Origin of the sequence: Ochrobactrum sp. CGA5 (genome assembly GCF_006345815.1) — a bacterium.
In the GTDB taxonomy this organism is placed as follows: domain Bacteria; phylum Pseudomonadota; class Alphaproteobacteria; order Rhizobiales; family Rhizobiaceae; genus Brucella.
The window spans coordinates 238,954-262,564 of the sequence record NZ_VCIG01000007.1 but is presented as its reverse complement, the minus strand read 5'-3'; the positions used below and the strand labels follow the sequence as shown (position 1 = coordinate 262,564).

The window sequence follows — 23,611 nt, the reverse complement described above, 5'->3', positions numbered from 1 at the left end:
CCATCCGGCCCTCAAGTCTCAATCTCGTCTGCGCTCCGTCTCAGCGGTGCCGGGTATCTAGTCCACACCGTTCAGCGTGTCAACCCGTTTTTTTGAAGAAAATCACAAACTTAATCGCCGTTCTTTTCTCCACACATCAACAGAACAAAAGCCCCGTCAATGCGAAAAATCTACTCAAGCCAAGTATAAACCCAACCCTTTCAACCAACAACATGGACGCATCAACCTGCCGCTAGCAGCGTCGCCGCCATCGTTGTGGAGGCGTATATAGGGGCGAGCCCTCATATCTGTCAACAGCGCCGATGAAGTTTTTTGATGTTTTTTTGACAACTTTCCACAAACCGTCGGTTTTCCCCGTATTTGCCTTATATTATGGGGCACTCATCGCCCCCACCGTAGTTGGGAGGGCCTTAAACCGGCCTTATTACCCGAATAGTTTTCGCGAGACTTTTGAAACCCGCCACGCCCCATGGCTTAGCAACCGCTCGTATACGATTGTGGAAATCGTGAGCTTACAGGCTTGTCGTTGACTTACGTTTCTTGGGCAGGCAAAACTCACATGCTCGTTTGGGAGCCCTTCCGACAGATTGGAAGACACCATACCACCGGATTGGCGGTTCGCCCGCTTCTCTAACACACGATTTCAAGCACGTTTTGTGCGATCCGTCGTAAAGAAGGACCGGCTGCAGCAGTATGAAAGAAATGGGGCCGAACAATCTCGATCCGGGTGATGAGCCTCCGCTGAGTGTGGGCGGACGGCGACGGCCACCGGATCGTCGTGAAGTTTCTGCCCGATGGCTTGCTGGAACCTTCCTGACCGGTGTTACATCTTGTATGTTGATCGGTGTCGCGTTGTTTGCTGCTCTGGATGGGCGTGAACAACTAGCGACCCCACCAGAAATTCTTGCCCAAGACGATATGCCCGGCGCGAACGACGAAGCCGCCGTTACCAAGGGCGGACGTGTCGTCAGCACGGTCTCGCAACAGAAGGCGCGCGATCGGCGCCGTTTCGATCTTTCGACAATGCAGAAAGTGGGCGATCGCGAAGTCATCCGCACGCGGCCGTTTGAATTTGTCAGCATGGCTCTCGCGGTCGATCATCCGACCAGCCGCAAATATCCGGCCTTTGACGCTTTGACCGTGTTTTCCGAAGGCCCTGCTGCACCGCAACCTGCTGATGCCGGTCAGATTTATGGCGCCAAGGTCGAAAGCGAAGTCAGCTTGCATGTCGTCGATTTTCCGTTGAACAGTGCTACATTCGACGCATCCAGCGACCTTACCGTCGACGAGGTGGAGAAGGTTGTGCGCAATACTGGCGGCCTTCTGACTGACGGCGACGTCCAAGTTGCTTCGCTTCATTATATTGACCCCGCCCGCTTCGGTGGCGCCGACTCTCCGTTTGCCCTCGGGCCTGCGCTTGGTGTGAAGATTACGCAGGAAAATGTGAGCGTCGCCCAGCGCGGCGATGACGACGCAGTTGGTGAAGGTTTTTCTGAAGAATTGATTCCCTTCCGCCAGACGACCGAAATCGCGCAGGCACTCAAGGACGCTGGCTATACTGGCAACGACGCCGAGAACATGGCCGGCTCTCTTGCCAAGCTAATGAACTCACCGCGCCTCAAGGAAGGCACGGTGCTGCGCGTCGGCACCGAGACGCAAGAGGGTGTTGATCGCATCGTGCGCGCAAGTATCTACAATCGTACCACCCATCTGGTGACGGTTGCTCTCAATGACCGGGGGCAATATGTCCCCTCCGACGAGCCGGAACAGACACCGCTTCTTCAGACGGCTTTTGATGGCAATGCCCTACCGACAGCCATTCGAGGCAACTTGCCGAGTGTCTATGACGGGATCAGTCGCGCAGCGCTCGCCTACGGCATGTCGGAGACGATGCGCGAACAACTCGTCAAGATGCTGGCAAGTGATGTCGATCTGCAGTCGCGGCTTTCGCCGAGCGACCAGATCGACGCATTCTTCTCACTGCCGGACGACCCCGACAAACCAGAGGTTGATTCGCAGCTTCTTTATGTTTCGGCCAATTTGGGAGGAACAACCCGTAAATTCTATCGCTATCAGGCACCGGACGGCAGCGTCGATTATTTCAATCGAGACGGTAAAAGCGCTAAGCAGTTCCTGCTTCGCAATCCGGTTCCCAACGGTGTCTTCCGCTCGCCATTCGGTATGCGCCGCCATCCGATCCTTGGCTATAGCCGCATGCACACCGGCGTTGACTGGGCCGCACCGCGCGGCACGCCGATCATCGCATCCGGTAATGGCGTGGTGGAAAAGGCAGGCTGGACCAATGGCTATGGCAACCAGACCTTGATTCGCCATGCCAATGGATATGTGAGCAGCTACAGCCACCAGAACGCTATCGCCCGAGGTGTTACCGCAGGTGCGCGGGTACGACAGGGACAGGTAATCGGCTATGTGGGATCGACGGGGCTTTCGACAGGCCCTCATCTTCACTACGAGCTGATCGTGAACGGCACCAAAGTCGATCCGCTGCGCATCCGTCTGCCGGACAACAAGGCGCTTTCAGGCAAAGAACTCGAAGCCTTCAAGCAGGAACGGGATCGCATCGACACACTCTTGAACAGCGATGCAAACGGCACGAAGCTCGCGTCGAACGGATCGGTCAAGAGCTGAAAAGGCCAGAAGTAATCCGGCCTTTCCGCAGAACCATAGGGCTTTATTCGGTGAACTCCACCGTGACGCCGGGCTTCACCAGCTTTGCCAGCTCTTCTGCATCCCAATTGGTCAATCGCACACAGCCGTGGCTCGACGTCTTGCCGATTCGTGACGGTTCGGGCGTGCCATGAATGCCGTAGGTCGGCTTGGAAAGCGCGATCCAGACCGTACCGACAGGGCCATTCGGTCCAGGCGGAATGGTCAGGACCTTGTCGTTGTTGCCCTGCTTGAAGTTAATCTTCGGATTGTAGGTATAGTTCGGATTGATCGCGATGCGCTCGACCTGAACAAGGCCGGAAGGTGACGGATTGTCCGACGAACCGATCGTCGAAGGATAGGCAACGACAAGTCTCCCCGATTCGTCGTAGCCACGAACCTGCTTGCGTCGCTTGTCGGCAATAATGCGAGCCACCTTTGTGCGGACAGGCTTGCCAAGATTGGGGATCTTAACAATCGAGCCCGGCTGGTTGAAGTTCACGCCGGGATTGATTTCTTTCAGATAGGCCTCGTCTATATGAAACTTTTCGCCGAGCATTTCGGTAACCGAGGTATAGGCCATTGCTGGCAACTGCGCCTTGTGGGCGTAATCTTCCGGGATAGAGGCAACATATTGCCGCCCCACATCCTCGTTGGTGATGGTGTATTCGGTAAAGGCTGGACCGCCTGTAGCTTCCAGCTCCGCATTGACAGCCGCTTCGTCTGTCGGATTGATCGACTTCCCGGTCAGTTCGCCGTAAGCGGCAGCGGCCTTATCGACATTGCTGCCTGAACGACCATCAATAACGCCGGGCGATGCACCGGCACGGTCGAGAAGTATCTGATAGGCTGCGATCTTTGCCTTTGCGCCTTGCCCCTTCGGCATTTCGATTGCCGGGGTCATGTCGCCCGGATTGGGAACGCTCCTTGGCTGTTCATAACCCGGCTGGCCATAATCCTGCCGACGCTCATAGCCCGGATTCGCACTGGCTGAATTGGTGTTGGTATTGTCGGGATACTGATCGGCTGCCGGAGGCAATTCCGACCGCTGCACCTGTCCATCCCGGTTGCCACCATATTGGGGTGCCGCCGGAGCCTCGGGGTAATAGTTCGGGTCTTCGGGCACATTACCGAAACCGTCATAGGGCGCTCCACCATCGACCGGACCATCTAGCGTCCAGTTGTCATCTGGCTGCGGCGCACGGCGCACCCGACGGTCATAGGCGTACGGATCATAAGTATTGGCATCCTCGACGCTGAGAATACGCCCGCGACGATCCATAGTAACGCGGCGGCCATACTGATCGATGAAGACCCGCACCCGGCGATCATGATAAATCTCTTCACCAGGATCATAAAGCTGCGCAAGCTGTACCGGGCGTTCGGCAGCCAGTGCAGAATTGCCTTCCTCTGCGCGCGCTACGCCGTCGACAGCGGTTGCCGCAACGGAAGCAAACAAAGCGAAACGAAGCATGCGTATATAATGCGCCATGAAGAGTGCCCTGGGTGATCGAGAGATCATGGATGCCGCGAATATGATTAACAACTGATTAGCTGAGAGAGCAGATGCCAGATGAACTGGACATGAAAATGGCCGACATAGAAGGAAAGCTGAAAAACTTGTCAGGCCAAACATGGAAAAGGCGCCGCAACCTATCCGGTCGCGACGCCAATGGTATTCAACTCATGAGAGTTCAGGCGCTCTCGTCAACCTTCTGACCTTCGTCCTCACGCGCACCACCAACCGGACGGAAGGTGAGCCTGTCCGACCCGGCGCTAATCTTGACGATGGAACCATCCAGAATATCGCCCAGAAGAATGCGCTCGGCGAGCGGGTCCTGAACTTCCTTCTGAATGACACGCTTCAGCGGGCGTGCGCCATAGGCCGGGTCGTAACCCTTGTTGGCGAGCCATTCGCGTGCATCTTCTTCAAGTTGCAGCACGATCTTACGATCGCTCAGAAGCATCTGGAGACGCTGCATCTGGATATCGACAATCGCCCCCATGTCTTCGCGGCGCAGCCGGTGGAACAGGATGATTTCGTCGACACGGTTCAAGAACTCTGGACGGAAGGCAGCCCGCACCACGCCCATCACTTCGTCACGAACCGACTCGACATCGTCTTTTTCGCCAAGATTGACGAGATATTCGGCGCCAAGATTCGAGGTCATGATGATGACCGTATTGCGGAAATCGACCGTTCGGCCCTGTCCGTCAGTCAAGCGTCCGTCATCCAGCACCTGCAACAGCACGTTAAACACATCCGGATGTGCCTTTTCGATCTCGTCGAACAGGATCACCTGATAAGGCCTGCGGCGAACGGCTTCCGTCAGAACGCCGCCTTCTTCGTAGCCCACATAGCCGGGAGGCGCCCCGATCAGTCGGCTCACGGAATGCTTTTCCATGAATTCCGACATGTCGATGCGAACCATGGCGGTGTCATCCTGGAAGAGGAATCCGGCGAGCGCCTTGGTCAGCTCCGTCTTGCCAACGCCCGTAGGACCTAGGAAGATGAATGAACCGATAGGCCGATTGGGATCCTGAAGTCCGGCGCGCGCACGGCGAACAGCTTTCGAGATGGCCTGCACCGCCTCACCCTGTCCGACGACCCGCTTTGCGAGTTCGTCTTCCATACGCAGCAGCTTCTCACGTTCACCTTCCAGCATCCGGTCGACCGGAATACCGGTCCAACGCGAAATGATCTGTGCCACGTGGTCTGGCGTAACGGTTTCTTCAAGCAGAGAACCCTTGTTTTCCTGACTTTCCGCTTCGACAAGCTGCTTTTCAAGCTGCGGAATCTTTCCATAGGCCAGTTCACCCGCCTTCTGGAACTCACCGCTGCGCTGTGCGATGGCCAGAGCATTACGTGCCTCTTCGAGCTGGCGCTTGAGGTCGGCGGCAAGCCCGAGCTTCTGCTTTTCAGACTGCCACTTCGACGTCAGCTCCGCCGATTCTTCCTCCAGATCGGTCAGCTCCTTTTCCAGGCGCTGGAAACGATCTTTGGAAGCCGCATCGGTTTCAACCTTCAGCGCTTCGCGCTCGATTTTCAACTGCATAATGCGACGATCAATTTCATCCAGCTCTTCCGGCTTGGAATCAACCTGCATGCGCAGCCGCGATGCCGCCTCATCGACAAGGTCAATGGCCTTGTCCGGCAAGAAACGATCGGTGATATAACGGTTCGACAGGGTTGCCGCAGCAACCAGAGCCGAATCCGAAACGCGCACCTTGTGGTGCTGCTCGTATTTTTCCTTCAGACCACGCAGGATTGAAATCGTATCCTCAACGGTGGGCTCATCGACAAATACTGGCTGAAAGCGACGGGCAAGCGCTGCGTCCTTCTCGACATATTTGCGGTATTCTTCCAGCGTGGTTGCGCCGACGCAGTGCAGCTCACCACGTGCGAGAGCAGGCTTCAAAAGGTTCGATGCATCCATTGCACCATCGGATTTACCGGCGCCGACAAGCGTGTGCATTTCATCGATGAAGAGGATGATCTGGCCGGCAGCCGTCTGCACTTCCGAAAGCACAGCTTTCAGACGCTCTTCAAACTCACCGCGATATTTGGCGCCGGCAATCAGCGCGCCCATATCGAGTGCCATCAACTGCTTGTCCTTCAACGATTCGGGCACGTCGCCATTGACAATGCGAAGCGCGAGACCTTCCGCGATTGCGGTCTTGCCGACGCCCGGCTCACCGATCAGAACCGGATTGTTCTTGGTACGGCGTGAAAGAACCTGAATTGTGCGCCGGATTTCCTCGTCGCGACCGATTACAGGGTCGAGCTTGCCGGAACGCGCATCTTCGGTCAGATCGCGGGCGTATTTTTTCAACGCATCATAATTGCTTTCAGCGGACGCCGAATCGGCGGTACGGCCTTTGCGCATGTCGTTTATGGCCTTGTTGAGCGCCGTCGGGGTCACACCGGCAGCAGAAAGAATTTCAGACGTCTTTGCGGATTTCTCCATCGCCAGCGCGGTCAGAAGACGCTCGACGGTGACGAAACTGTCACCGGCCTTGCTGGCAAGTTCCTCGGCAAGCGAGAAGACCTTGGCAAGCGGCTGCGATAAATAAAGCTGATCGTTGCCGCCCGTCACTTTTGGCAGCTTTTCGAGCGCGTTCTGCAGTCCGATGCGTACATCGGCTATGCGTCCGCCCGCGCGTTCGATTAGAGACGAGGCAAGTCCTTCGTCGTCATCGACAAGAACCTTCAAAACGTGCTCTGGTGTGAACTGCTGGTTACCGGACGACAGCGCGAAAGTCTGTGCAGACTGGATAAAGCCCCGTACGCGTTCCGTATATTTCTCGATATTCATGATGTCTCCTTTGCCTTCCAGCCCGTCAAGCGGCACCGGAAGATGTATGGTGACGAAGCCCCCACAGTGGGCGGACTTCTTTCCAAGACAGCATATGGGACGATGGCCGGGTTTCGGCAAGGGTTACAGGTACTTGCGGAACCAAATAAAAATGGCGCGGAAACCGCGCCATTTTAAACTCGAATGTGAAGTGACAACTAGGCGTCGGAGTTTGCAGGTTCCGTTACCGGCGTCTCGTCACCGCTGTCCTTGGCGGCACGACGTGGGCGGCCCGGACGACGCGTGGCGCGACGTGGCGCGGCTTCCTCGGCGGGAGCCGCATTGCCAGTGGGAGCGGCTTCGACGACCGCGGGCGCTGCCTGCTCGGCCACGACTTCAACCGGAGCAGAAGCCCCTACGGCCACCGGCTGATCCTGCTTTTCCTGCGGCTGTTCATCCGCACGCTCGTCGGCGTTAAAACGCTCACGCTGCGGCCGGCGGCCACGGCCGAGACGACGATCGCGATTGTCGCGTTCCCGCGGCTGCTGGCGCCCCTCACCGGACTTTACCGGCTCGCCACCATCTTCGCCGTAAACGACCTCGGCAGGCGTACCTTCTATAACCGGCTGCGGGCCGGAGCCATTGACTGGCTGCTGCTGTGCTGCAACAGGCGTGAAACCTGTTTCCTCATCATCCGAGCCGTCATCGTCGAAGGTTTCTTCGCGCTGGAGCGGCACCGGATTCTGCGCCATGGCCGCCATGATGATGCGATTGTAATGTTCAGCGTGCTGAAGATAGTTTTCTGCCATCACGCGATCGCCAGACGCCTGTGCGTCCCGCGCAAGTGCTGAGTATTTTTCTGCAATATGTTGCGCATTGCCACGGATTTTCACATCCGGACCATTGCTTTCGTAATTGCGCGACAGAGGATTGGGGCCCTTGCGGTTGTTGTTGTTATTGTTATTCCCCCGTCCGCGCATGCGCCTGTTCTGCTGTGCTGGCCTCATATTCATCTCTTTTCAGATTAAAGGGCGTAGAAACTCCGCAGCCAATAAGCTACCGGTTTCACGCTATCGAGCCATGGAGGAAGTACGCCCTAAAAACTTCCCACAAATCGAGTGCTCCTGAGTTAGGTACACCTCTATGGGTCACCGAAACTCCGCGGTTGCATTAATACATAACCATTCCCAAGAGCTTTGCTCTTCGAGATTATGCTTGAAAGTCGTGTACTTCCGCACAAGCCATCCCCAAAGAACCCTCCAGGGAGCATGACCAAAAATCGTCATGGAGCATTTCCGCCACCGCCCATCAGCGGGCAAAACCATTCTGGCTGTATACGGTGGCCGGAAACTAAACGGCTTCGCCGCAAATTCCAAGTGTTTTTTTAGCGGTTGACCGCATCAAAATTACGTATTTGATCTGTGCGCGAAAAGCATGGCCCTTCTGTGGCCGCCTAGATCGCTCGCATCGCCTGCGAGAGAAAAACCTGCGCTTTCAAACAGCGCTTGGACATCCTGGAATTGTCCGGCGCCGATCTCTACGGCAACCATTCCATCTTTATATAGGTGATCTGCCGCCTTCTGCGCAAGGGCTCTGTAGAAATTCAGTCCGTCGGCGCCGCCGTCAAGGGCGGCGAGAGGATCATGTTCGCGCACTTCACGCGACAGTCCTGCAATGTCTTCATGCGGAATATAGGGCGGATTTGAGACGATCAGATGAAAACGCCCGCTTACATTCTGGAACCAGTCGCTTTTCAGCGCTGCAAAACGGTCGCCCACGCCATTGGCGACAGCATTGATTCGCGCCATTGCAAGCGCACCTTCCGCCATATCGAGACCGATGCCGTGCGCGCGCTCGAAGCGATGCAAAAGCGAAATGATAATGGCGCCCGTTCCGGTACCCATATCAAGCAGCTCAAGCGTGCCGTTCTGTACCGCAATCTCCTCCAGTGCCGGAATGACCAGTTCCACCAGAACTTCTGTGTCAGGGCGCGGTTCAAGCGTCGCAGGGGAGAGCCGGAAAGGCAGGCCGAAAAACTCGCGAATGCCCATGATTCGGTGAACCGGTTCACCCTTCTCGCGGCGGTCCAGAGCATCGGAAAGCGCCTCAACGGCAGCGGAATCCACGAATTGCTCCGGTGCGGATATCAGATCAAGCCGCGTCTTGCCCGTTGCCCATTCGACCAGAATCCGCGCGTCGAGGTCCGGCGTATCCAGTTCCGCCGCACGAAGCCTCGCCCGTGCATCGGTCATCAGAAGGTCGAGACGAATCCCACTCACTTTTACTGGCCCAGTTCCGTGAGGAGCGCGGTCTGATGATCGGAAATCAGCGCATCGACCAGTTCGTCCAGATCGCCTTCCATAACCCGGTCGAGCTTGTAGAGCGTCAGATTGATGCGATGATCGGTGACCCGTCCCTGCGGGAAATTATAAGTGCGGATACGCTCCGAACGATCACCCGAGCCGACTTGGCTGCGGCGCGATTCAGAACGTTCGGTTTCGGCCTTCTGGCGCTCCATATCGTAAAGGCGTGCACGGAGAATCTGCATGGCGCGGGCGCGGTTCTGGTGCTGGGATTTTTCAGCCTGAACGACCATGATGCCGGTCGGGATGTGCGTAATGCGAACCGCCGAGTCAGTCGTGTTCACGTGCTGGCCACCGGCGCCTGATGCCCGCATCGTATCGATACGAATATCCTCGTTACGAATCTCGATATCAATGTCCTCAGCCTCGGGCAAAACCGCGACAGTTGCCGCCGACGTATGGATGCGTCCGCCAGCTTCCGTTTCCGGCACGCGCTGCACGCGGTGCACCCCCGATTCAAACTTGAGCTTGGAGAACACGCCCTTGCCCGAAACGGTAGCGATGATTTCCTTGTAACCACCGGCATCGCCTTCGCTGGCCGAAACCAGTTCGACCCGCCAGCCTTTTTCGGCAGCATATCGCTCATACATGCGGAACAGGTCGCCAGCGAAGAGCGCGGCTTCCAGACCGCCGGTACCGGCGCGAATTTCGAGGATCGCATTCTTCTCGTCGGCGGCGTCCTTCGGCAACAGCAGAATCTGCACTTCCTCCGCCAGGGTTTCGACGCGCCGTTCGACTTCCGGCAGCTCTTCCACCGCAAGTGCACGCATCTCCGCATCCGTTGAGGCATCGTCACGCATAGCCGCCAGGTCAACAGCTTCTTTGCGGGCGTCGGTCAGTTCGCGAATCTTGCCGACCACCTCCTGCAGCTCGGAATATTCCGAGGCGAGCTTCACATAGGTTTCCGAATCCGGATTGTTGGCCATCTGGCTTTCGATCATCGAGAACCGCTTCAAGAGCTGGTCCATCCGGTCCTGCGGCAATGCGATCATGTCATGTCCTAAAAATTGTCAGCGGCGTGCAAGAATGCAAAACGAAACGCCGCGCGCTCCTGCACCGCGACCGTTCAGTCAGATCAATCTGTTTCGCTATAACGGAATATCGTTGTCTTCGGCAAATCGCATCAACAGTTCGCGCAACGAATGCGCACTGTTGGGCTTGTCCAGCTCCTCCGCCAGCAAGGTTGCGAGCTTGCCAGCATCCAGCGCATCGAGCATCGCCTTGACCGGACCGATTGCTGCCGCCGACATAGAGATCGACCGAAACCCGATACCGACCAGCGCCATAGCTGGTAGCGGCTTGCTGGCCATCTCGCCGCATAGAGTGACTGGCTTGCCGTGGCGATTGCCGGTTTCCACGATATGGCGCAGTGCCCGCAAGAACGCAGGCGAAAGCTGGTCAAAGCGACCAGACATCAGCGAGTTGCCGCGATCTGTCGCCATCAGGAACTGAAATAGATCGTTCGAGCCAACCGAAACGAAATCGACAAGCGACATCAATTCCTCAAGCTGCCACAGCAGTGACGGAACCTCGACCATCGCGCCAAGCTTCAGGCACATCGGCAATTGGTGAGCAAAGCGCGACAAATGACGGACTTCGCGATCAATGATTTCGCGCGCGGCCTTTACTTCGCTGACCTCGGTGATCATCGGCAGCAGGATTTTCAACTCGCGTCCACCCGCCGCCTTCAAAAGCGCCCTTAACTGGGTACGCAACAGCCCCGGACGATCAAGCGTCAAACGGATGGCGCGCCAGCCGAGTGCCGGATTCTCTTCCTGCACTGTCGAACTGAAATAAGGGAGAACCTTGTCTCCGCCGATATCCAGCGTCCGAAAAGTCACAGGCTTGTCGCCTGCCGCCTCAATGACCGAACGATAAAGACGTTCCTGCTGCTCGGCCCGTGGGAAGGTGGAAGCCACCATGAACTGAAGCTCGGTGCGAAACAGCCCAATTCCTGCCGCACCCGAAGCCGACAATTGCGGCAGATCGACGAGAAGCCCTGCGTTCATCAGAAGCGAGATGTCGACACCATCCTTCGTGACCGATGGCTTATCCCGCAACTCACGGTAATGGGCCTGACGCCGCGCCCTGAACCGAACCTTTTCGGCATAAGCCGTTTCCAGATCGGACTGCGGGCGCAGATGCATGATGCCTTCATCGCCATCGACAATTGCCGCGTCGTTGTTCTCGGCCATGGATACAATGCCCTTGGCCTGGCCGACCACCGGAATGCCCATTGCACGGGCCACGATCACAACATGGCTCGTGGCTGCACCGTCTTCAAGAACGACGCCGCGCAAGCGCTCACGCGGGTAATCCAGAAGTTCGGCAGCCCCCATGGAACGGGCGACGATGATCGCGTCCTTGACGAGCGATTCGGCGATGGTCTTGATGTCATGCCCCATGAGCTGGCGCAGCAGACGGTTCGCAAGATCATCGAAATCCGAAAGCCGCTCACGCATATAGGGATCGGTCAGATGAACCATGCGCGCACGCGTATCGCTCTGTACCTTTTCGACCGCCGCTTCGGCAGTCAGACCGTTGTGAATGGCTTCTTCCAGACGCCGCACCCAGCCACGGTCATGGGCAAACATGCGATAGGCTTCAAGCACTTCGCGATGCTCGCCTTCCACCGCCACATCGCGGCGCGACAGCATATCATCGATCGATATACGCAGGCTGCCGAGCGCCTCGTCCAGCCGGTTCAGCTCCGCTTCGCTGTCCTCGTTGAAAAGATTGGTGACGACGATACGCGGCTCATGCAGCACGACATGGCCAAGGCCAATACCGTCGTTGAAAGCCTGTCCTGTCACGCTCATCGGACGACCGAGATCAAGCTCTATACCCGGACGGGCAAGGCGCAGGCCATCGCCGGTCGCGATGATTTCGGCAAGAACCATAGCTGTGGTTTCAAGTGCTTCAACCTCGTCTTCCCGATACGCCCGCTTGGTCTTGTTCTGGACGACAAGAACGCCCAAAGTGCGGCCAGCGCGCAGAACGGGAACGCCGAGGAAAGAATTATAGGCTTCTTCACCCGTTTCCGGCAGATAGGCGAAGGCAGGATGGCTTTGCGCGTCTGTCAGATTAAGGGGACGGGCGCTTGCGGCAATCGTGCCGACCAACCCTTGACCAAGGCGAAGCTGGGCAAGGTGCACTGCCTGCGGATTAAGACCTTCGGTCGCGTAGAGTTCGAGGACGCCGTCAGCGCGCAATACGTAGAAGGAGCAAACTTCCGCGACCATGTTCTGTGCAATTTCACGAACGATCCGGTCGAGGCGCGCCTGCGGTTCCAGCGGCTCTGCCATCAATTCGCGCAACCGCTTGAGCAGTACGCGGGGACCGGTTGTCAGCTCACGCATGATCGTCGGGGACTCCTTTCGGGTTGCTGACGTGCTTTCGCCAGCCGAATCCCAATACCCGCCCGCGAAGCGTTACGCCAATACCTTTGTGAGCATTTTTGACAGCCGCGTCCAGAACAAATAGTCGCTGCTCGCAAAATGTTGCAGTGCCGCGCACCCTTTCGGCTACGCGGCACCGTTATAAAATGGAGCTAAACTGGCTGGTTACTTGTCGAGACCATAGACCGCATGCAGCGTACGTACGGCCAGTTCCGCATAGGGGCCGTCGATCAGGATCGAAATCTTGATCTCAGACGTTGTGATCGCGCGGATATTGATGCCTTTTTCGGCCAATGCTTTGAAAGCGGTGGCGGCAACGCCAGCGTGGCTGCGCATACCGATGCCGATAACCGAAATCTTGGCGAGGCCGGTTTCGGACTGGATATTGTCAAAGCCGATCTCGCCCTTAACCTTGTCCAGCACCTTCAGCGCCTTGTCGATATCACCGGTCGGGATAGTGAAAGTCATGTCGGTCTTGGAGCCGTCTTCCGACACATTCTGCACGATCATATCGACATTGATGTGCTCTTCGGCGAGCGGCCCGAAAATAGCTGCCGAAACGCCCGGCCGGTCGGCCACACGCCGCAGCGAAATCTGAGCTTCATCCTTCGCAAAGGCGATACCTGTGACGACCTGCTGTTCCACGATTTCATCCTCGTCGCAAATAAGGGTTCCGGGCGGGTTGATCGGATCACCCATGCCCGGCGCATCTGGGTCCGTAAAGCTCGAGCGCACAAAAGTGCGTACCTTGTGCACCATGGCGAGTTCGACCGAACGCACCTGCAGAACCTTGGCACCAAGCGATGCCATTTCCAGCATTTCCTCAAAGGAAATCTTGGAAAGGCGCTTCGCCTTCGGCTCCACGCGCGGGTCGGTGGTGTAGACGCCATCCACATCCGTATAAATGTCGCAACGATCGGCCTTCACGCCGGCAGCGATGGCGACAGCGGACGTGTCGGAACCGCCGCGCCCGAGCGTTGCAACGCGATTGTCGGGACCGAGCCCCTGAAAACCGGCAACGACGGCAACCTGCCCCATTTCCATGCGGCGAATGATTTCCGAGCCGTCGATTTCCTGAATGCGGGCGGCGCCATGGGCGTTGTCGGTCTTGATCGGAATCTGCCAGCCCTGCCACGAACGCGCGTCGACGCCAATAGACTGAAGCGCAATCGCCAGAAGACCACTCGTCACCTGCTCGCCGGAAGCGACGATCGTGTCGTACTCACGGGCATCATAGAAAGGTGAGCTCGCGCCGCAGACTTTCGGCATGTTCTGCACCCAGCCGACCAGCTCGTTGGTCTTGCCGGACATGGCCGAAACGACGACGGCAACCTGATTGCCCGCTTCGACCTCGCGTTTGACGTGGCGCGCCACATTATAGATGCGTTCCAGATCAGCCACCGAAGTGCCGCCGAATTTCATCACGATGCGCGCCATTTAAGGTTACGTCCCGCTGTTTAGAAAAATTACACTCTCACCCGTCCAAACCTTATATTGTTGCGACAGGCAAACCCGGGGTGACATAGCTAAAATGCCACGCTTCCGCAAGGCCGCGATTCGTATCGAGCCTCTTGAGAGCAAAATTGATTTGTTCCTTGACTTTGGAGTACTACCTTGAGAGCAGAACCGTAAGCTTCCGCCGCTGGAGAATGAAATGACCGAGACCGCCCGCACCACTATCGACGCTTCGGAAATCGAGCATTTTTCGCGCATTGCTGCAGAATGGTGGAATCCGCAGGGCAAGTTTCGCCCCTTGCATAAGTTCAACCCGACGCGGCTTGCCTATATCAAGGAAAAGATCTGCGCCAAATTCAATCGCGATCCCAATGCGCCGCGCCCCTTCGAAGGCCTGCGCCTGCTCGATATCGGCTGCGGCGGCGGGCTTCTCTGCGAGCCGATGGCGCGCCTGGGTGCGACCGTCATCGGAGCGGATGCTTCCACGACCAATATCGAAGTGGCTAAAATCCATGCCGCACAAAGTGGTCTCGACATCGATTATCGCGCAACCACAGCAGAAGCACTGGCTGAAGCCGGTGAAAAATTCGACATCGTACTCAACATGGAGGTGGTCGAGCACGTCTCCGATGTCGACCTGTTCATGTCTGCGACCAGCGAAATGGTGAAACCCGGCGGACTGATGTTCGTCGCCACCATCAACCGTACACTCAAAGCGTACGGTCTGGCCATCATCGGCGCGGAATATGTGCTGCGTTGGCTGCCGCGCGGCACGCATCAATATGAAAAGCTGGTTCGCCCGGAAGAGCTGGAAACCGCACTTGCGAAAGGCGGCCTGCGCCTCATCGACAAGCTTGGCGTGACCTACAATCCGCTGGCCGACAGCTGGAGCCGCTCCCGCGACACGGATGTGAACTATATGGTGCTTGCCGAACGGCCCGCCTGATCCGTTCTTATCCTCAACCTTTTTGCGCGCGCGTTGTCATGGCAACGCCCACGCAAATGACCAGTGCCCCGACCCAGGTCAGAGGCGGATAATGTTCGCCAAGAAATAGTGTTCCGGAAATGAGCCCCAGAGCCGCTGCTACATAGCCGATCTGGCTGAGATAAACCGGCCCGCCAACTGCCTGTAGCCGGAAGAACAGGGCGAACATGCCAGCCGATGCCATCGACTGGATCAACGCAGCCCATGGCGCGAAGGCAAGCATCTCGATCGGAAACTGACCGGTGAATATGAATATACCGGCAAAAAGCATCAGCGCCGATGCAAGATGGCTTCCCGCAGCAAGTTCAGTCGGATCAGAGTTCTTCGGCCAGTCGAGCGTGCGATAGACATTGCCGATGGCCAGAAACACCGGAATGAGCAATGCTGCTGCAATCCACAATGGATCGGCTGGCTTACCCACTTCTCCACGCGTCATCGCCACCATCACTGCACCGATAAATCCAGCGGCTATCCCGCCGATCCCGAGCGCGTTGGGACGTCGCAGTCCGAACCCCATCGAAAGAACAAGCGTGATGACCGGCGAGAGCGTGTACATGATGCCGGTGAAACCCGCGCCAAGGCGCGGAATGGCAGAAAGAATGAGAAGATTGGGCACGGCATAGGAGATGAACGCGGTGCAGATATAATAACGCAGCCGCCCCCCTGAAAAGCCGATCTTCTTTCCCTGCAGTCGAAGAACAGCGAACAGAATGATTCCCGCACTCGCCGAGAACAGAAAAGTCCAGATCGCAGGCGGAATACCGGCCTGCGCCGCGATCTTGCCAAGCGGCAGAATAAGACCCAGCAAGGTGCCGGTTGCAATGAGCAGAAAAGGCGCAGAATCCATCAGTCTCATGCGCCGTGTCTCCTGTAGGGCAATCAGTTCTTGTCTTCTGGAAATACCGGCAACGGCAGAACGTCGACACCGTCTTCAAGCAGCGAATGCACATCCTCGCGCGACGCTTCGCCATAGATACCACGTGTTTCGGTCTCGCCGAAATGGATCTTCCGGGCTTCTTCGGCAAACTTGTCGCCGACATAATCCGCATTCTCGCGAACCTTGCGGCTCAATTCCCGCATTTCGTCCAGTATCTGCTTCTGCGTGTCACCCAGCGCCATGGCAATCTTTTCCTTGCCGCGGCTTGTCGAAACAGCCGGCGCCATCAGCGACTTCTGAACGGCTTGTGAATTGCACACCGGGCAGGCGACGAGCTTCATTTCCGACTGACGGTCAAAATCGGCATTGTCGCGAAACCAGCCCTCGAATTCATGGCCCTGATCGCAATGAAGCGAAAAGCGGATCATGGAACTTACGCGTCCTCTTTCTGTTTCGCGGAACAAGTTCGCACGTCGAACTCCCGCGCATTCTTCAAGTTCGGTATCTTGCTGCGTGCGGCCGCACTCTCGGTGACGTCAATGTCGGCGAGAATGACACCCGGTTCATCGTGATCGGCTTCGGCGAGAATTTTGCCCCATGGCGAGACAATGAGGGAGTGACCATAGGTTTCCCGCCCGTCCTCATGCAGGCCGCCCTGCGCAGCAGAAATCAGGAATGCACCATTCTCGATGGCACGCGCACGCTGCAGGATATGCCAGTGGGCTTCTCCGGTCTGTTTCGTAAAAGCAGCCGGACCGGTGATCACATTGGCGCCGGCAAGCGCCTGGGCACGAAACAATTGCGGAAAGCGTATATCGTAGCAAATCGCCATGCCAAGGTTTGCGAAGGGCAGTTCAGCAACAATGGTTTCCTGACCCGGCTCATAGGTCGCTGATTCGCGCCAGCTTTCACCATTGTCCAGATCGACATCGAACATATGAATCTTGTCATAAGTGACAAGATTCTCACCCGAAGGCGTGAAAATTCCAGCGCGATTAGCAATCTTACCGTCACCGGCATCGATAGCGGTTGAACCAATATGCAGGAAGATACCGTGTTTTGCTGCCAATGCCGAAGCTGCCTTGAAAACCAGATCATTGGCTTCGTCCCGCAGGCTCGCCTGAAAAGCTGCCCGATCACGCATCATCGCCCCGGTCATTTCCGGCGATTGCACATAATCCGCGCCTTTTGCCGCCGCCTCGGCGACGAATTTTTCAAGGGTCTCCACGTTGCGGACAACATCGGTACCCGAACGCATCTGTATTGCGGCGGCGCGGAACATGCTCATTGGTTTCCCCTTAAGTTCTAAGCCAATTCGCCTGACTTGAGCAGGCCGTCCAGCTTACCCTGATCTTCCAGCGCGAAAAGATCGTCGCAACCGCCGACATGAACAGGCCCGACGAAGATCTGCGGGAAGGTGTTGCGGCCCGAACGCTGCTGCATTTCGGTGCGCAGTTCCGGCGATGCGCCTGCATCGATTTCATTATACGCAACACCCTTGCGGGTCAGAAGACCCTTCGCCCGGGTGCAATAAGGGCAACCGATGCGCGTGTAGATCGTTACATCAACCATCGTAAACTCCAATTGTTTTGGCCACTATATAAGCGGCAAAGGCGCTATCTGGAAGCCCCGACCCTTTTCACGAGCCTGTATAGCCAAATCTCTGGTTCAATCCGGCAGAACACGGCTGAACGTCAGCACATCCACGCTTTTTGCTCCGCCGCGCAACAATGCCCGGGTCACCGCCTTGACCGTAGCGCCGGTGGTATAGACGTCGTCAATCAGCAGAACCCGCCGCTCACGGACATGAATCTCGTGTTCCTGCGGCACTCGAAATGCACCGTCCACATTGCGCTTTCGCTCCTTGATACCCAAGCCAACCTGCTGCTCGGTCCGGCGCACACGATTAACGCCTTGCGGTGCAAAGGGTTTCGCTTCGAGTTTCGCCAGAGCGCGGGCAAGTTCCGCTGATTGGTTGAAGCGCCGCTGCCAGAATCGCCAGCGATGCAGAGGCACCGGCACTATCACATCACATTCATCGAGCAATTCGCGCCCGGCGCGCTGCATCCAGCGCGCCATCCATGGGGCCAGATCGGTCCGATCATGAAACTTGAGCGAGACTGCCATCCGTTGCGCCGCGCCCCGATGCAGGACGGCGGACCGAAGACGCCGGAACGGCGGGGGATCAGCAATCGCTTCAGCACTCATGAAGTTCTCACCGAAATCATGACTGAAAGGTATGCCCAGGACGGGACAATAGGGCTTTTCTATAAACCGCAGTTCCGGCCAGCATTTCGGGCACAGCGTCCCTGGTTCAGATACATGCATCCGGCAGCCGATACATGTCGGCGGAAACAGCATATCCGCCGACGAGCGAACGGCCGTTCTGGCAAACCGCCGAAGCCGTTCGCCCGCGCCACGCAATAAGGTTTGATGCGTTCTATGATCATCCGCCATTGCATTCGCCCCCATTCGAATGCATCTATCCCCACAACGATTGTACTGAACCTCGCGCGAAAGAGAAGACGGATTCCATGCCTGCCGCGACTGATGATAGCGCGATCTTTGATCGCGATCTCCTGCTCTCGTTTCGCCGTCGCGCCTTGGCGCGCGCCGAGCCTGGTGCAGATTTCCTGTTGCAGCGCATTGCCGACGATCTCGCAGACCGCCTTGACGCTGTGGAGCGCCGTTTTCCCCTCGCTATCGATCTCGCTGGCCATACTGGCCCGGCGGCTGCGGCCATCGCCCAGACGGGCAAAGCCGACCTGATTGTTCGCATCGAACGCGATAGGGATTTCTTGCGCGGTCCGTTTCCGGCTATTGTGGGCGATGAGGAAATGCTGCCGCTGAAAGGTGGCAGTGCCGATCTTATAGTGTCGCTGATGGCGCTTCACGCGACCAACGATACACCGGGCGCAATGGTGCAGATCGCCCGCGCCCTGAAACCGGACGGGCTTTTTCTGGCAGCCCTGAGCGGTAGTGGGACGCTGGGTGAATTGCGCGAAAGTCTTCTTCAGGCTGAAATCGAACTGACCGGCGGCGCCTCACCGCGCATTTTCCCGTTTCCAGATGTGCGCGATGTGGGCGGCCTTCTGCAACGTGCAGGCTTCGCCCTGCCTGTGACCGACGTCGATAATGTCACAGTGCGCTACGATTCGCTGTTCAATCTGATGGCCGATCTCCGCGCCATGGGCATGCAGAACATATTGCGCGACCGCTCCCGAAAGCCGGTTTCAAAACGCCTTTTCCTACGTGCCGCTGAAATCTATGCCGAACGTTTTTCCGATCCAGACGGACGTGTCCGCGCCACTTTCTCCATCATCTGGCTATCGGGCTGGGCGCCGCATGAATCGCAGCAAAAGCCTTTGAAGCCAGGCTCTGCAAAAACATCGCTGGCGGAAGCGCTAAAAAGGGCTGAGGAAGAATAGAGTATGTATCCCAAAAAGCGAGAGTCGGTTTTGGGGACAAAGACATGCGAAAGAAGGCTAACAGTCACCGTGGTGGCTACCGTCTGTCTCGATGATGCAGACTGAATCAGGGCTTGGCTGAAGCACACTCTTGCGCACTGTATAGGTCTGGCCTGACGGGTGCGACTGGGCGTTGTCATCACGCTTGATCGAACCAGTCATGGTGCGGTCGATTCCGACCGGGAACACGGACTGCGCTGCGATCTTGTTTGCCTGATCATTAAGCACTGGCACAATGATAAGAGCCAGAGCGACAACCGCAGAGCCGAACAACAACACAACACGCAGGATTCCGCGACCGGCCTTGGTTAGCGGCTTGGCCGTATATTCATTGTGATCAGCACTAAAATAATTGTTGTCGAAACTCATGTTTCAAGACTCCGAGGTAGCTCCAAAGGAGAATACCTCAACGGAGTGAATCATAGATTAACCGACTAGCGGAATCACAAGAAATTGCCGGCTTTTTCCACAGTGGTGGCCACAGGCCCGTCTACAGAAGATCAAGCAGGAACGGAATCAGCGGTTCGTCGGCTGGCGGCATCGGATAGTCGCGCATATCTTTGGGGCGAACCCATTTCAGCGCCTGCCCTTCGAGCCCTCGCGCAATGCCTTCATACCGGCGACAGATATAGAGCGGCATGAGCAGGTGGAAGTCATCATAGGTGTGGCTAGCGAATGTCAGCGGCGCAAGGCAGGCGACCTTCGTGGTGATGCCGATTTCTTCCTGCAACTCGCGGATCAGCGTTTCTTCCGGTGTTTCGCCCGGCTCCACCTTACCGCCCGGAAACTCCCAGAGCCCGGCAAGCTGCTTGCCTTCCGGGCGCTGCGTCAACAGAACACGGCCATCCGAATCCACCAATGCGCATGCCGCGACCAGAAGAATCCGGCGTTCCTTCACCTCGGTCATTTCTCGTTGCTCTCCCGATAGGCATAGCGATAGGCTTCCTGAAAGCTGAAGCTCTCGTAAAGCGCAAGTCCAGCGACATTATCCGCCTCGATCTGCAGCCATGCTGTCTTCGCACCGAGCTTTGCGGCCCATTTGAGCGCAGAACCGACGATCGCGTGCCCATGTCCCTTGCGCCTTGCATCGCGCAGAGTTCCGACATCAAACAGACCCGCCATCACACCGTCCTGTACGCAAAGCAGGTTGGACACGGCGCGTCCGCCTTCCTCCAGCACGAACATGCCCTTGTTCGGGCGAACGCTGTTGAGAAGTTCGGAAAATCCGGGACGCATATCCTCCGGTCTTTCATGGATCGAAAGCGAGGCATCCACGAAACGTCCGATATCCTTCAAGGGAATCTGGTCGATAGCGCCTGAAAGGTCGATTTCCTCGAGATTGGCCGTCATCACGATGGTTTCGTCACGGCGCTTCCAGCCAAGCCCTTCGAGATAATCCTCAAGCTCGCGCGGTGCGAGCGGCGAAAGCCTGAAGCAGGGAACACGACCATAGGCGCGAAACCGCTGTGCTGCCAGTTCCACACGCGTGGGAATATCGCGCGTGTCACCCGGATCAAGCGGATTGATCGAGTTGAGACGCCGGGATGGATGCGCTGCAGTCATACGTATCGCCCATGTGCCGTCATAGTGAACCGACGTAGCGGGCCAGGCCCGAAAGCCGACGGCTTCAAGCTGACGAACGATAGCAAGACTCGGGATGCTGGGCTTTTCCATTGTTTCGATCAACTTCTATAATCGCCATTGATGGCGACGTATTCCTTTGTGAGGTCGCAGGTCCAGACTGTGGCCTTGCCCTTGCCCAACCCTAAATCCACGCGAATGCGAATATCCTCACCCTGCATGTAGGCGGACGTCGCTGCTTCCGAATAGGCCGGGTCACGCTCGCCCTGATACGCAACGCGAATATCGCCGAACCAGATCGCGAGCAAGTCACGGTCGGCGGGCTCGCCAGCCTTGCCAACCGCCATGACGACGCGCCCCCAATTGGCATCTTCGCCGGCAACAGCCGTCTTGACCAGCGGTGAATTGGCAATAGAAAGCGCGATCTTCTTAGCTGAAGCCGTAGACTTTGCGCCAATCACCTCGACTTCCACCATCTTGCGTGCGCCCTCGCCATCGCGCACGACCTGCAGCGCCAGCGATTTCAGGAGGCGGCCTAGCGCTTTCTTGAAATCGCCAAGACGCTTGTCAGCAGGATCAGTGATTTCAGGTGCGCCGCGTTCTGCGGCCGTACCGGTCGCGAACAGCATCAGCGTATCCGACGTGGACGTGTCACTATCCACCGTGACGGCGTTGAAGGTCGAGCCAACGCCTTTGGAAAGCAGGTGCTGCAAGACGTCAGCCCTGATCGGTGCATCGGTGACCACGAAGGAAAGCATCGTTGCCATATCCGGTGCAATCATGCCTGCGCCCTTGGCGATACCGTTGATCGTGACCGGCACCTGACCGAGCAACACCGTTTCGGTCGCGACCTTAGGATAGGTATCCGTGGTCATGATTGCCTTGGCGGCTTCCGTCCAGAAATCCTCGACTGCGTCCTTGTTCATGTCGCCGAGCAGATGCGCGAACTTGGCAGCATCGAGCGGCTCGCCGATCACGCCGGTTGAAGCCAGAAAGACATCCGTTGTGGCGCAGCCAACCGCTTTGGCGGCGGCTTCCGCCGTTGCTTCCGTCGCTTCCCGTCCCTTCGCGCCGGTGAAGGCATTGGCGTTGCCGGAATTGACGACGACCGCGCGGGCTTTTCCGTGCACGAGATTGCGACGGCAGAAATCAACTGGCGCCGATGGGCAGAGCGAACGCGTGAAGACACCTGCGGCTTCGGCCGGTCGGTCGAACACCATCAACATCACATCCGTTCGCCCCTGATACTTGATCCCGGCAGCGGCGGTGGCGATGCGCACGCCATGGACGACCGGCATTGTGGGGTAGTGTTTTGGAGCAAGCGGAGAAACAGACGCGGACATATGTGCCTCAATGGGATGCGGTTTCGTAGAGAACCCGAAAACCGTAATGGCCTGAGAACGGCGCTACAGCTTTCGGATTCAAAGTATGACGCGCGCATTGGAAAGGTTTGCAGTCCAAAATCAAGCGGGAAACGCACGATGGAAATAAAAAACGCCCCGGCAAGCCGGGGCATTGATGCTTGAAGCGAGATTTACTGCTGTGGAGCAGCTTCTTCCGGCGCCTCATCCTTGTCCGCGCCTTCCTGGGCTGCTGCAGCGTCCTTCATGGCTTTCTCGACAGCCGGGTCCTTGTAGTCAATCTTCATGCCGTCACGCAGCTTCTTGACTGTCTCGACATAACGCTCGCGCATGATGATCGAACGGATCTGGTCCTTGACCTGATCGAATGCTGGCGGCTGCTTGGTGCGACGGTCTTCCAGCTGGATCACGTGGAAGCCGAACTGGGTCTGGACCGGCTCCTTGGTGTATTCACCGGGCTTAAGTGCAAAGGCGGCTTTTTCGAACTCCGGCACCATCTGGCCCTCGCTGAAATAACCAAGATCGCCACCGTTGGCTGCCGTCCCGTCGGTCGAATTTTCCTTGGCGAGATCCTCGAACTTGGCGCCGCCTTCAAGCTTCTTGATGATTGCTTCGGCTTCTTCCTTGGTCTTCACGAGAATGTGACGCGCGCGCACTTCGGTCTGCGGCGGAATGGCTGCGATTTCCTTGTCGTAGCGCGCACGCACATCAGCATCGCTGATCTTGTCGACAACGGCGTCCTTGAAATATTCGTTATGGAGAGCGCGTTCACGCAAAAACTCCATCCGATCCTTGAATTCCTGAGACTGATCGAGCTTTTCCTTTTCCGCTTCACCAGCCATCGCCTTGATATCGATCAGGGCAGCAAGTGCCGCCAGACGGCGCTGATCGGCAGGAAGACGCGAAAACTGCGGATCGAGATCACCTGCAGCCTGATCAACTTCACCAACCGTGACGTCCTTGCCGTTGACGGTCGCCAGAACCTTGGACGGATCTTCCTTTTCTGCAGGGGTTGCCGCCGGTGCGGCAGCAGGCTTTTCGGCACCCTGTGCGAATGCGGCGCCTGAATAGCTTGCCATCGCCACCGAGGCAGCCAGAGACATGCCGACGACAGCGAGAACCTTGCGATAAGGGGCTTTCAGAATGGCTTTCATATGGAATT

The 23,611-nt window shown here is 57.2% G+C and carries 20 protein-coding genes; 3 read left to right on the top strand and 17 right to left on the bottom strand.

Features of this window, described 5'->3' with window-relative positions:
- The first annotated feature begins 693 nt into the window (after nt 1–693).
- The gene (locus FJQ48_RS09260) at nt 694–2,649 is read left to right on the top strand and encodes a M23 family metallopeptidase (RefSeq protein ID WP_139974885.1); all 1,956 of its coding nucleotides are present in this window, start codon (nt 694–696) and stop codon (nt 2,647–2,649) included.
- Nucleotides 2,650–2,692: 43 nt separating this feature from the next.
- Here the strand turns inward: FJQ48_RS09260 and FJQ48_RS09255 are convergent, their stop codons facing one another.
- From FJQ48_RS09255 to FJQ48_RS09225, 7 genes are all read right to left on the bottom strand, one after another.
- Nucleotides 2,693–4,159, bottom strand: a complete 1,467-nt coding sequence (locus FJQ48_RS09255; protein ID WP_139974884.1) for a L,D-transpeptidase — start codon at nt 4,157–4,159, stop codon at nt 2,693–2,695.
- A gap of 202 nt (nt 4,160–4,361) precedes the next feature.
- Nucleotides 4,362–6,983 (bottom strand): ATP-dependent chaperone ClpB, encoded by a 2,622-nt coding sequence (gene clpB / locus FJQ48_RS09250; RefSeq protein ID WP_139974883.1) that lies wholly within the window; start codon nt 6,981–6,983, stop codon nt 4,362–4,364.
- Between the two features lie 197 nt (nt 6,984–7,180).
- Complete coding sequence (locus tag FJQ48_RS09245) at nt 7,181–7,969, bottom strand: DUF4167 domain-containing protein (protein ID WP_139974882.1); 789 nt, start codon at nt 7,967–7,969, stop codon at nt 7,181–7,183.
- 399 nt (nt 7,970–8,368) lie between these two features.
- Nucleotides 8,369–9,214: a peptide chain release factor N(5)-glutamine methyltransferase gene (gene prmC / locus FJQ48_RS09240; protein WP_139974900.1), complete on the bottom strand. Its 846-nt coding sequence runs from the start codon at nt 9,212–9,214 to the stop codon at nt 8,369–8,371.
- 29 nt (nt 9,215–9,243) lie between these two features.
- A complete protein-coding gene (gene prfA / locus FJQ48_RS09235; protein WP_139974880.1) occupies nt 9,244–10,317 on the bottom strand; it encodes a peptide chain release factor 1 in 1,074 nt (357 codons plus the stop codon).
- 96 nt (nt 10,318–10,413) lie between these two features.
- Nucleotides 10,414–12,684 (bottom strand): phosphoenolpyruvate--protein phosphotransferase, encoded by a 2,271-nt coding sequence (gene ptsP, locus FJQ48_RS09230; RefSeq protein ID WP_139974879.1) that lies wholly within the window; start codon nt 12,682–12,684, stop codon nt 10,414–10,416.
- Between the two features lie 204 nt (nt 12,685–12,888).
- Entirely contained in the window at nt 12,889–14,160 is a 1,272-nt protein-coding gene (locus tag FJQ48_RS09225) for an aspartate kinase (protein WP_139974878.1), read from the bottom strand.
- A gap of 217 nt (nt 14,161–14,377) precedes the next feature.
- Here FJQ48_RS09225 and ubiG point away from each other — a divergent pair, with 217 nt between their 5' ends.
- Complete coding sequence (ubiG, locus tag FJQ48_RS09220) at nt 14,378–15,124, top strand: bifunctional 2-polyprenyl-6-hydroxyphenol methylase/3-demethylubiquinol 3-O-methyltransferase UbiG (protein WP_139974877.1); 747 nt, start codon at nt 14,378–14,380, stop codon at nt 15,122–15,124.
- 13 nt (nt 15,125–15,137) lie between these two features.
- Here ubiG and FJQ48_RS09215 read toward each other — a convergent pair whose 3' ends face one another.
- The 5 genes from FJQ48_RS09215 to FJQ48_RS09195 form a co-directional block, all read right to left on the bottom strand.
- Nucleotides 15,138–16,019: a DMT family transporter gene (locus FJQ48_RS09215; RefSeq protein ID WP_139974876.1), complete on the bottom strand. Its 882-nt coding sequence runs from the start codon at nt 16,017–16,019 to the stop codon at nt 15,138–15,140.
- A 23-nt stretch (nt 16,020–16,042) separates the two neighbouring features.
- Nucleotides 16,043–16,468 carry a DUF1178 family protein gene (locus FJQ48_RS09210; RefSeq protein WP_139974875.1) on the bottom strand — a complete coding sequence of 142 codons (426 nt, stop codon included), beginning with the start codon at nt 16,466–16,468 and terminating at the stop codon, nt 16,043–16,045.
- Between the two features lie 5 nt (nt 16,469–16,473).
- On the bottom strand, nt 16,474–17,328 hold the full coding sequence (locus FJQ48_RS09205; protein WP_139974874.1) for a carbon-nitrogen hydrolase family protein: 855 nt from the start codon (nt 17,326–17,328) through the stop codon (nt 16,474–16,476).
- A 17-nt stretch (nt 17,329–17,345) separates the two neighbouring features.
- Entirely contained in the window at nt 17,346–17,612 is a 267-nt protein-coding gene (grxC, locus tag FJQ48_RS09200) for a glutaredoxin 3 (protein WP_139974873.1), read from the bottom strand.
- 96 nt (nt 17,613–17,708) lie between these two features.
- A complete protein-coding gene (locus FJQ48_RS09195) occupies nt 17,709–18,497 on the bottom strand; it encodes a ComF family protein (RefSeq protein ID WP_139974872.1) in 789 nt (262 codons plus the stop codon).
- 77 nt (nt 18,498–18,574) lie between these two features.
- Between FJQ48_RS09195 and FJQ48_RS09190 the strand changes: the two genes are divergently transcribed.
- A complete protein-coding gene (locus FJQ48_RS09190) occupies nt 18,575–19,468 on the top strand; it encodes a methyltransferase domain-containing protein (RefSeq protein ID WP_139974871.1) in 894 nt (297 codons plus the stop codon).
- Nucleotides 19,469–19,525: 57 nt separating this feature from the next.
- On the opposite strand, the gene FJQ48_RS09185 is transcribed toward FJQ48_RS09190, so the two are convergent.
- The 5 genes from FJQ48_RS09185 to FJQ48_RS09165 form a co-directional block, all read right to left on the bottom strand.
- A complete protein-coding gene (locus tag FJQ48_RS09185; protein WP_139974870.1) occupies nt 19,526–19,876 on the bottom strand; it encodes a hypothetical protein in 351 nt (116 codons plus the stop codon).
- A 121-nt stretch (nt 19,877–19,997) separates the two neighbouring features.
- A complete protein-coding gene (gene mutT / locus FJQ48_RS09180) occupies nt 19,998–20,414 on the bottom strand; it encodes an 8-oxo-dGTP diphosphatase MutT (RefSeq protein ID WP_139974869.1) in 417 nt (138 codons plus the stop codon).
- On the bottom strand, nt 20,411–21,181 hold the full coding sequence (locus FJQ48_RS09175) for a GNAT family N-acetyltransferase (RefSeq protein ID WP_139974868.1): 771 nt from the start codon (nt 21,179–21,181) through the stop codon (nt 20,411–20,413). Before FJQ48_RS09175 ends, mutT begins: the two co-directional genes overlap by 4 nt.
- Before the next feature lie 8 nt (nt 21,182–21,189).
- Complete coding sequence (gene argJ / locus FJQ48_RS09170) at nt 21,190–22,431, bottom strand: bifunctional glutamate N-acetyltransferase/amino-acid acetyltransferase ArgJ (RefSeq protein WP_139974867.1); 1,242 nt, start codon at nt 22,429–22,431, stop codon at nt 21,190–21,192.
- A 191-nt stretch (nt 22,432–22,622) separates the two neighbouring features.
- Entirely contained in the window at nt 22,623–23,603 is a 981-nt protein-coding gene (locus FJQ48_RS09165; RefSeq protein ID WP_139974866.1) for a peptidylprolyl isomerase, read from the bottom strand.
- Nucleotides 23,604–23,611 lie beyond the last annotated feature (8 nt).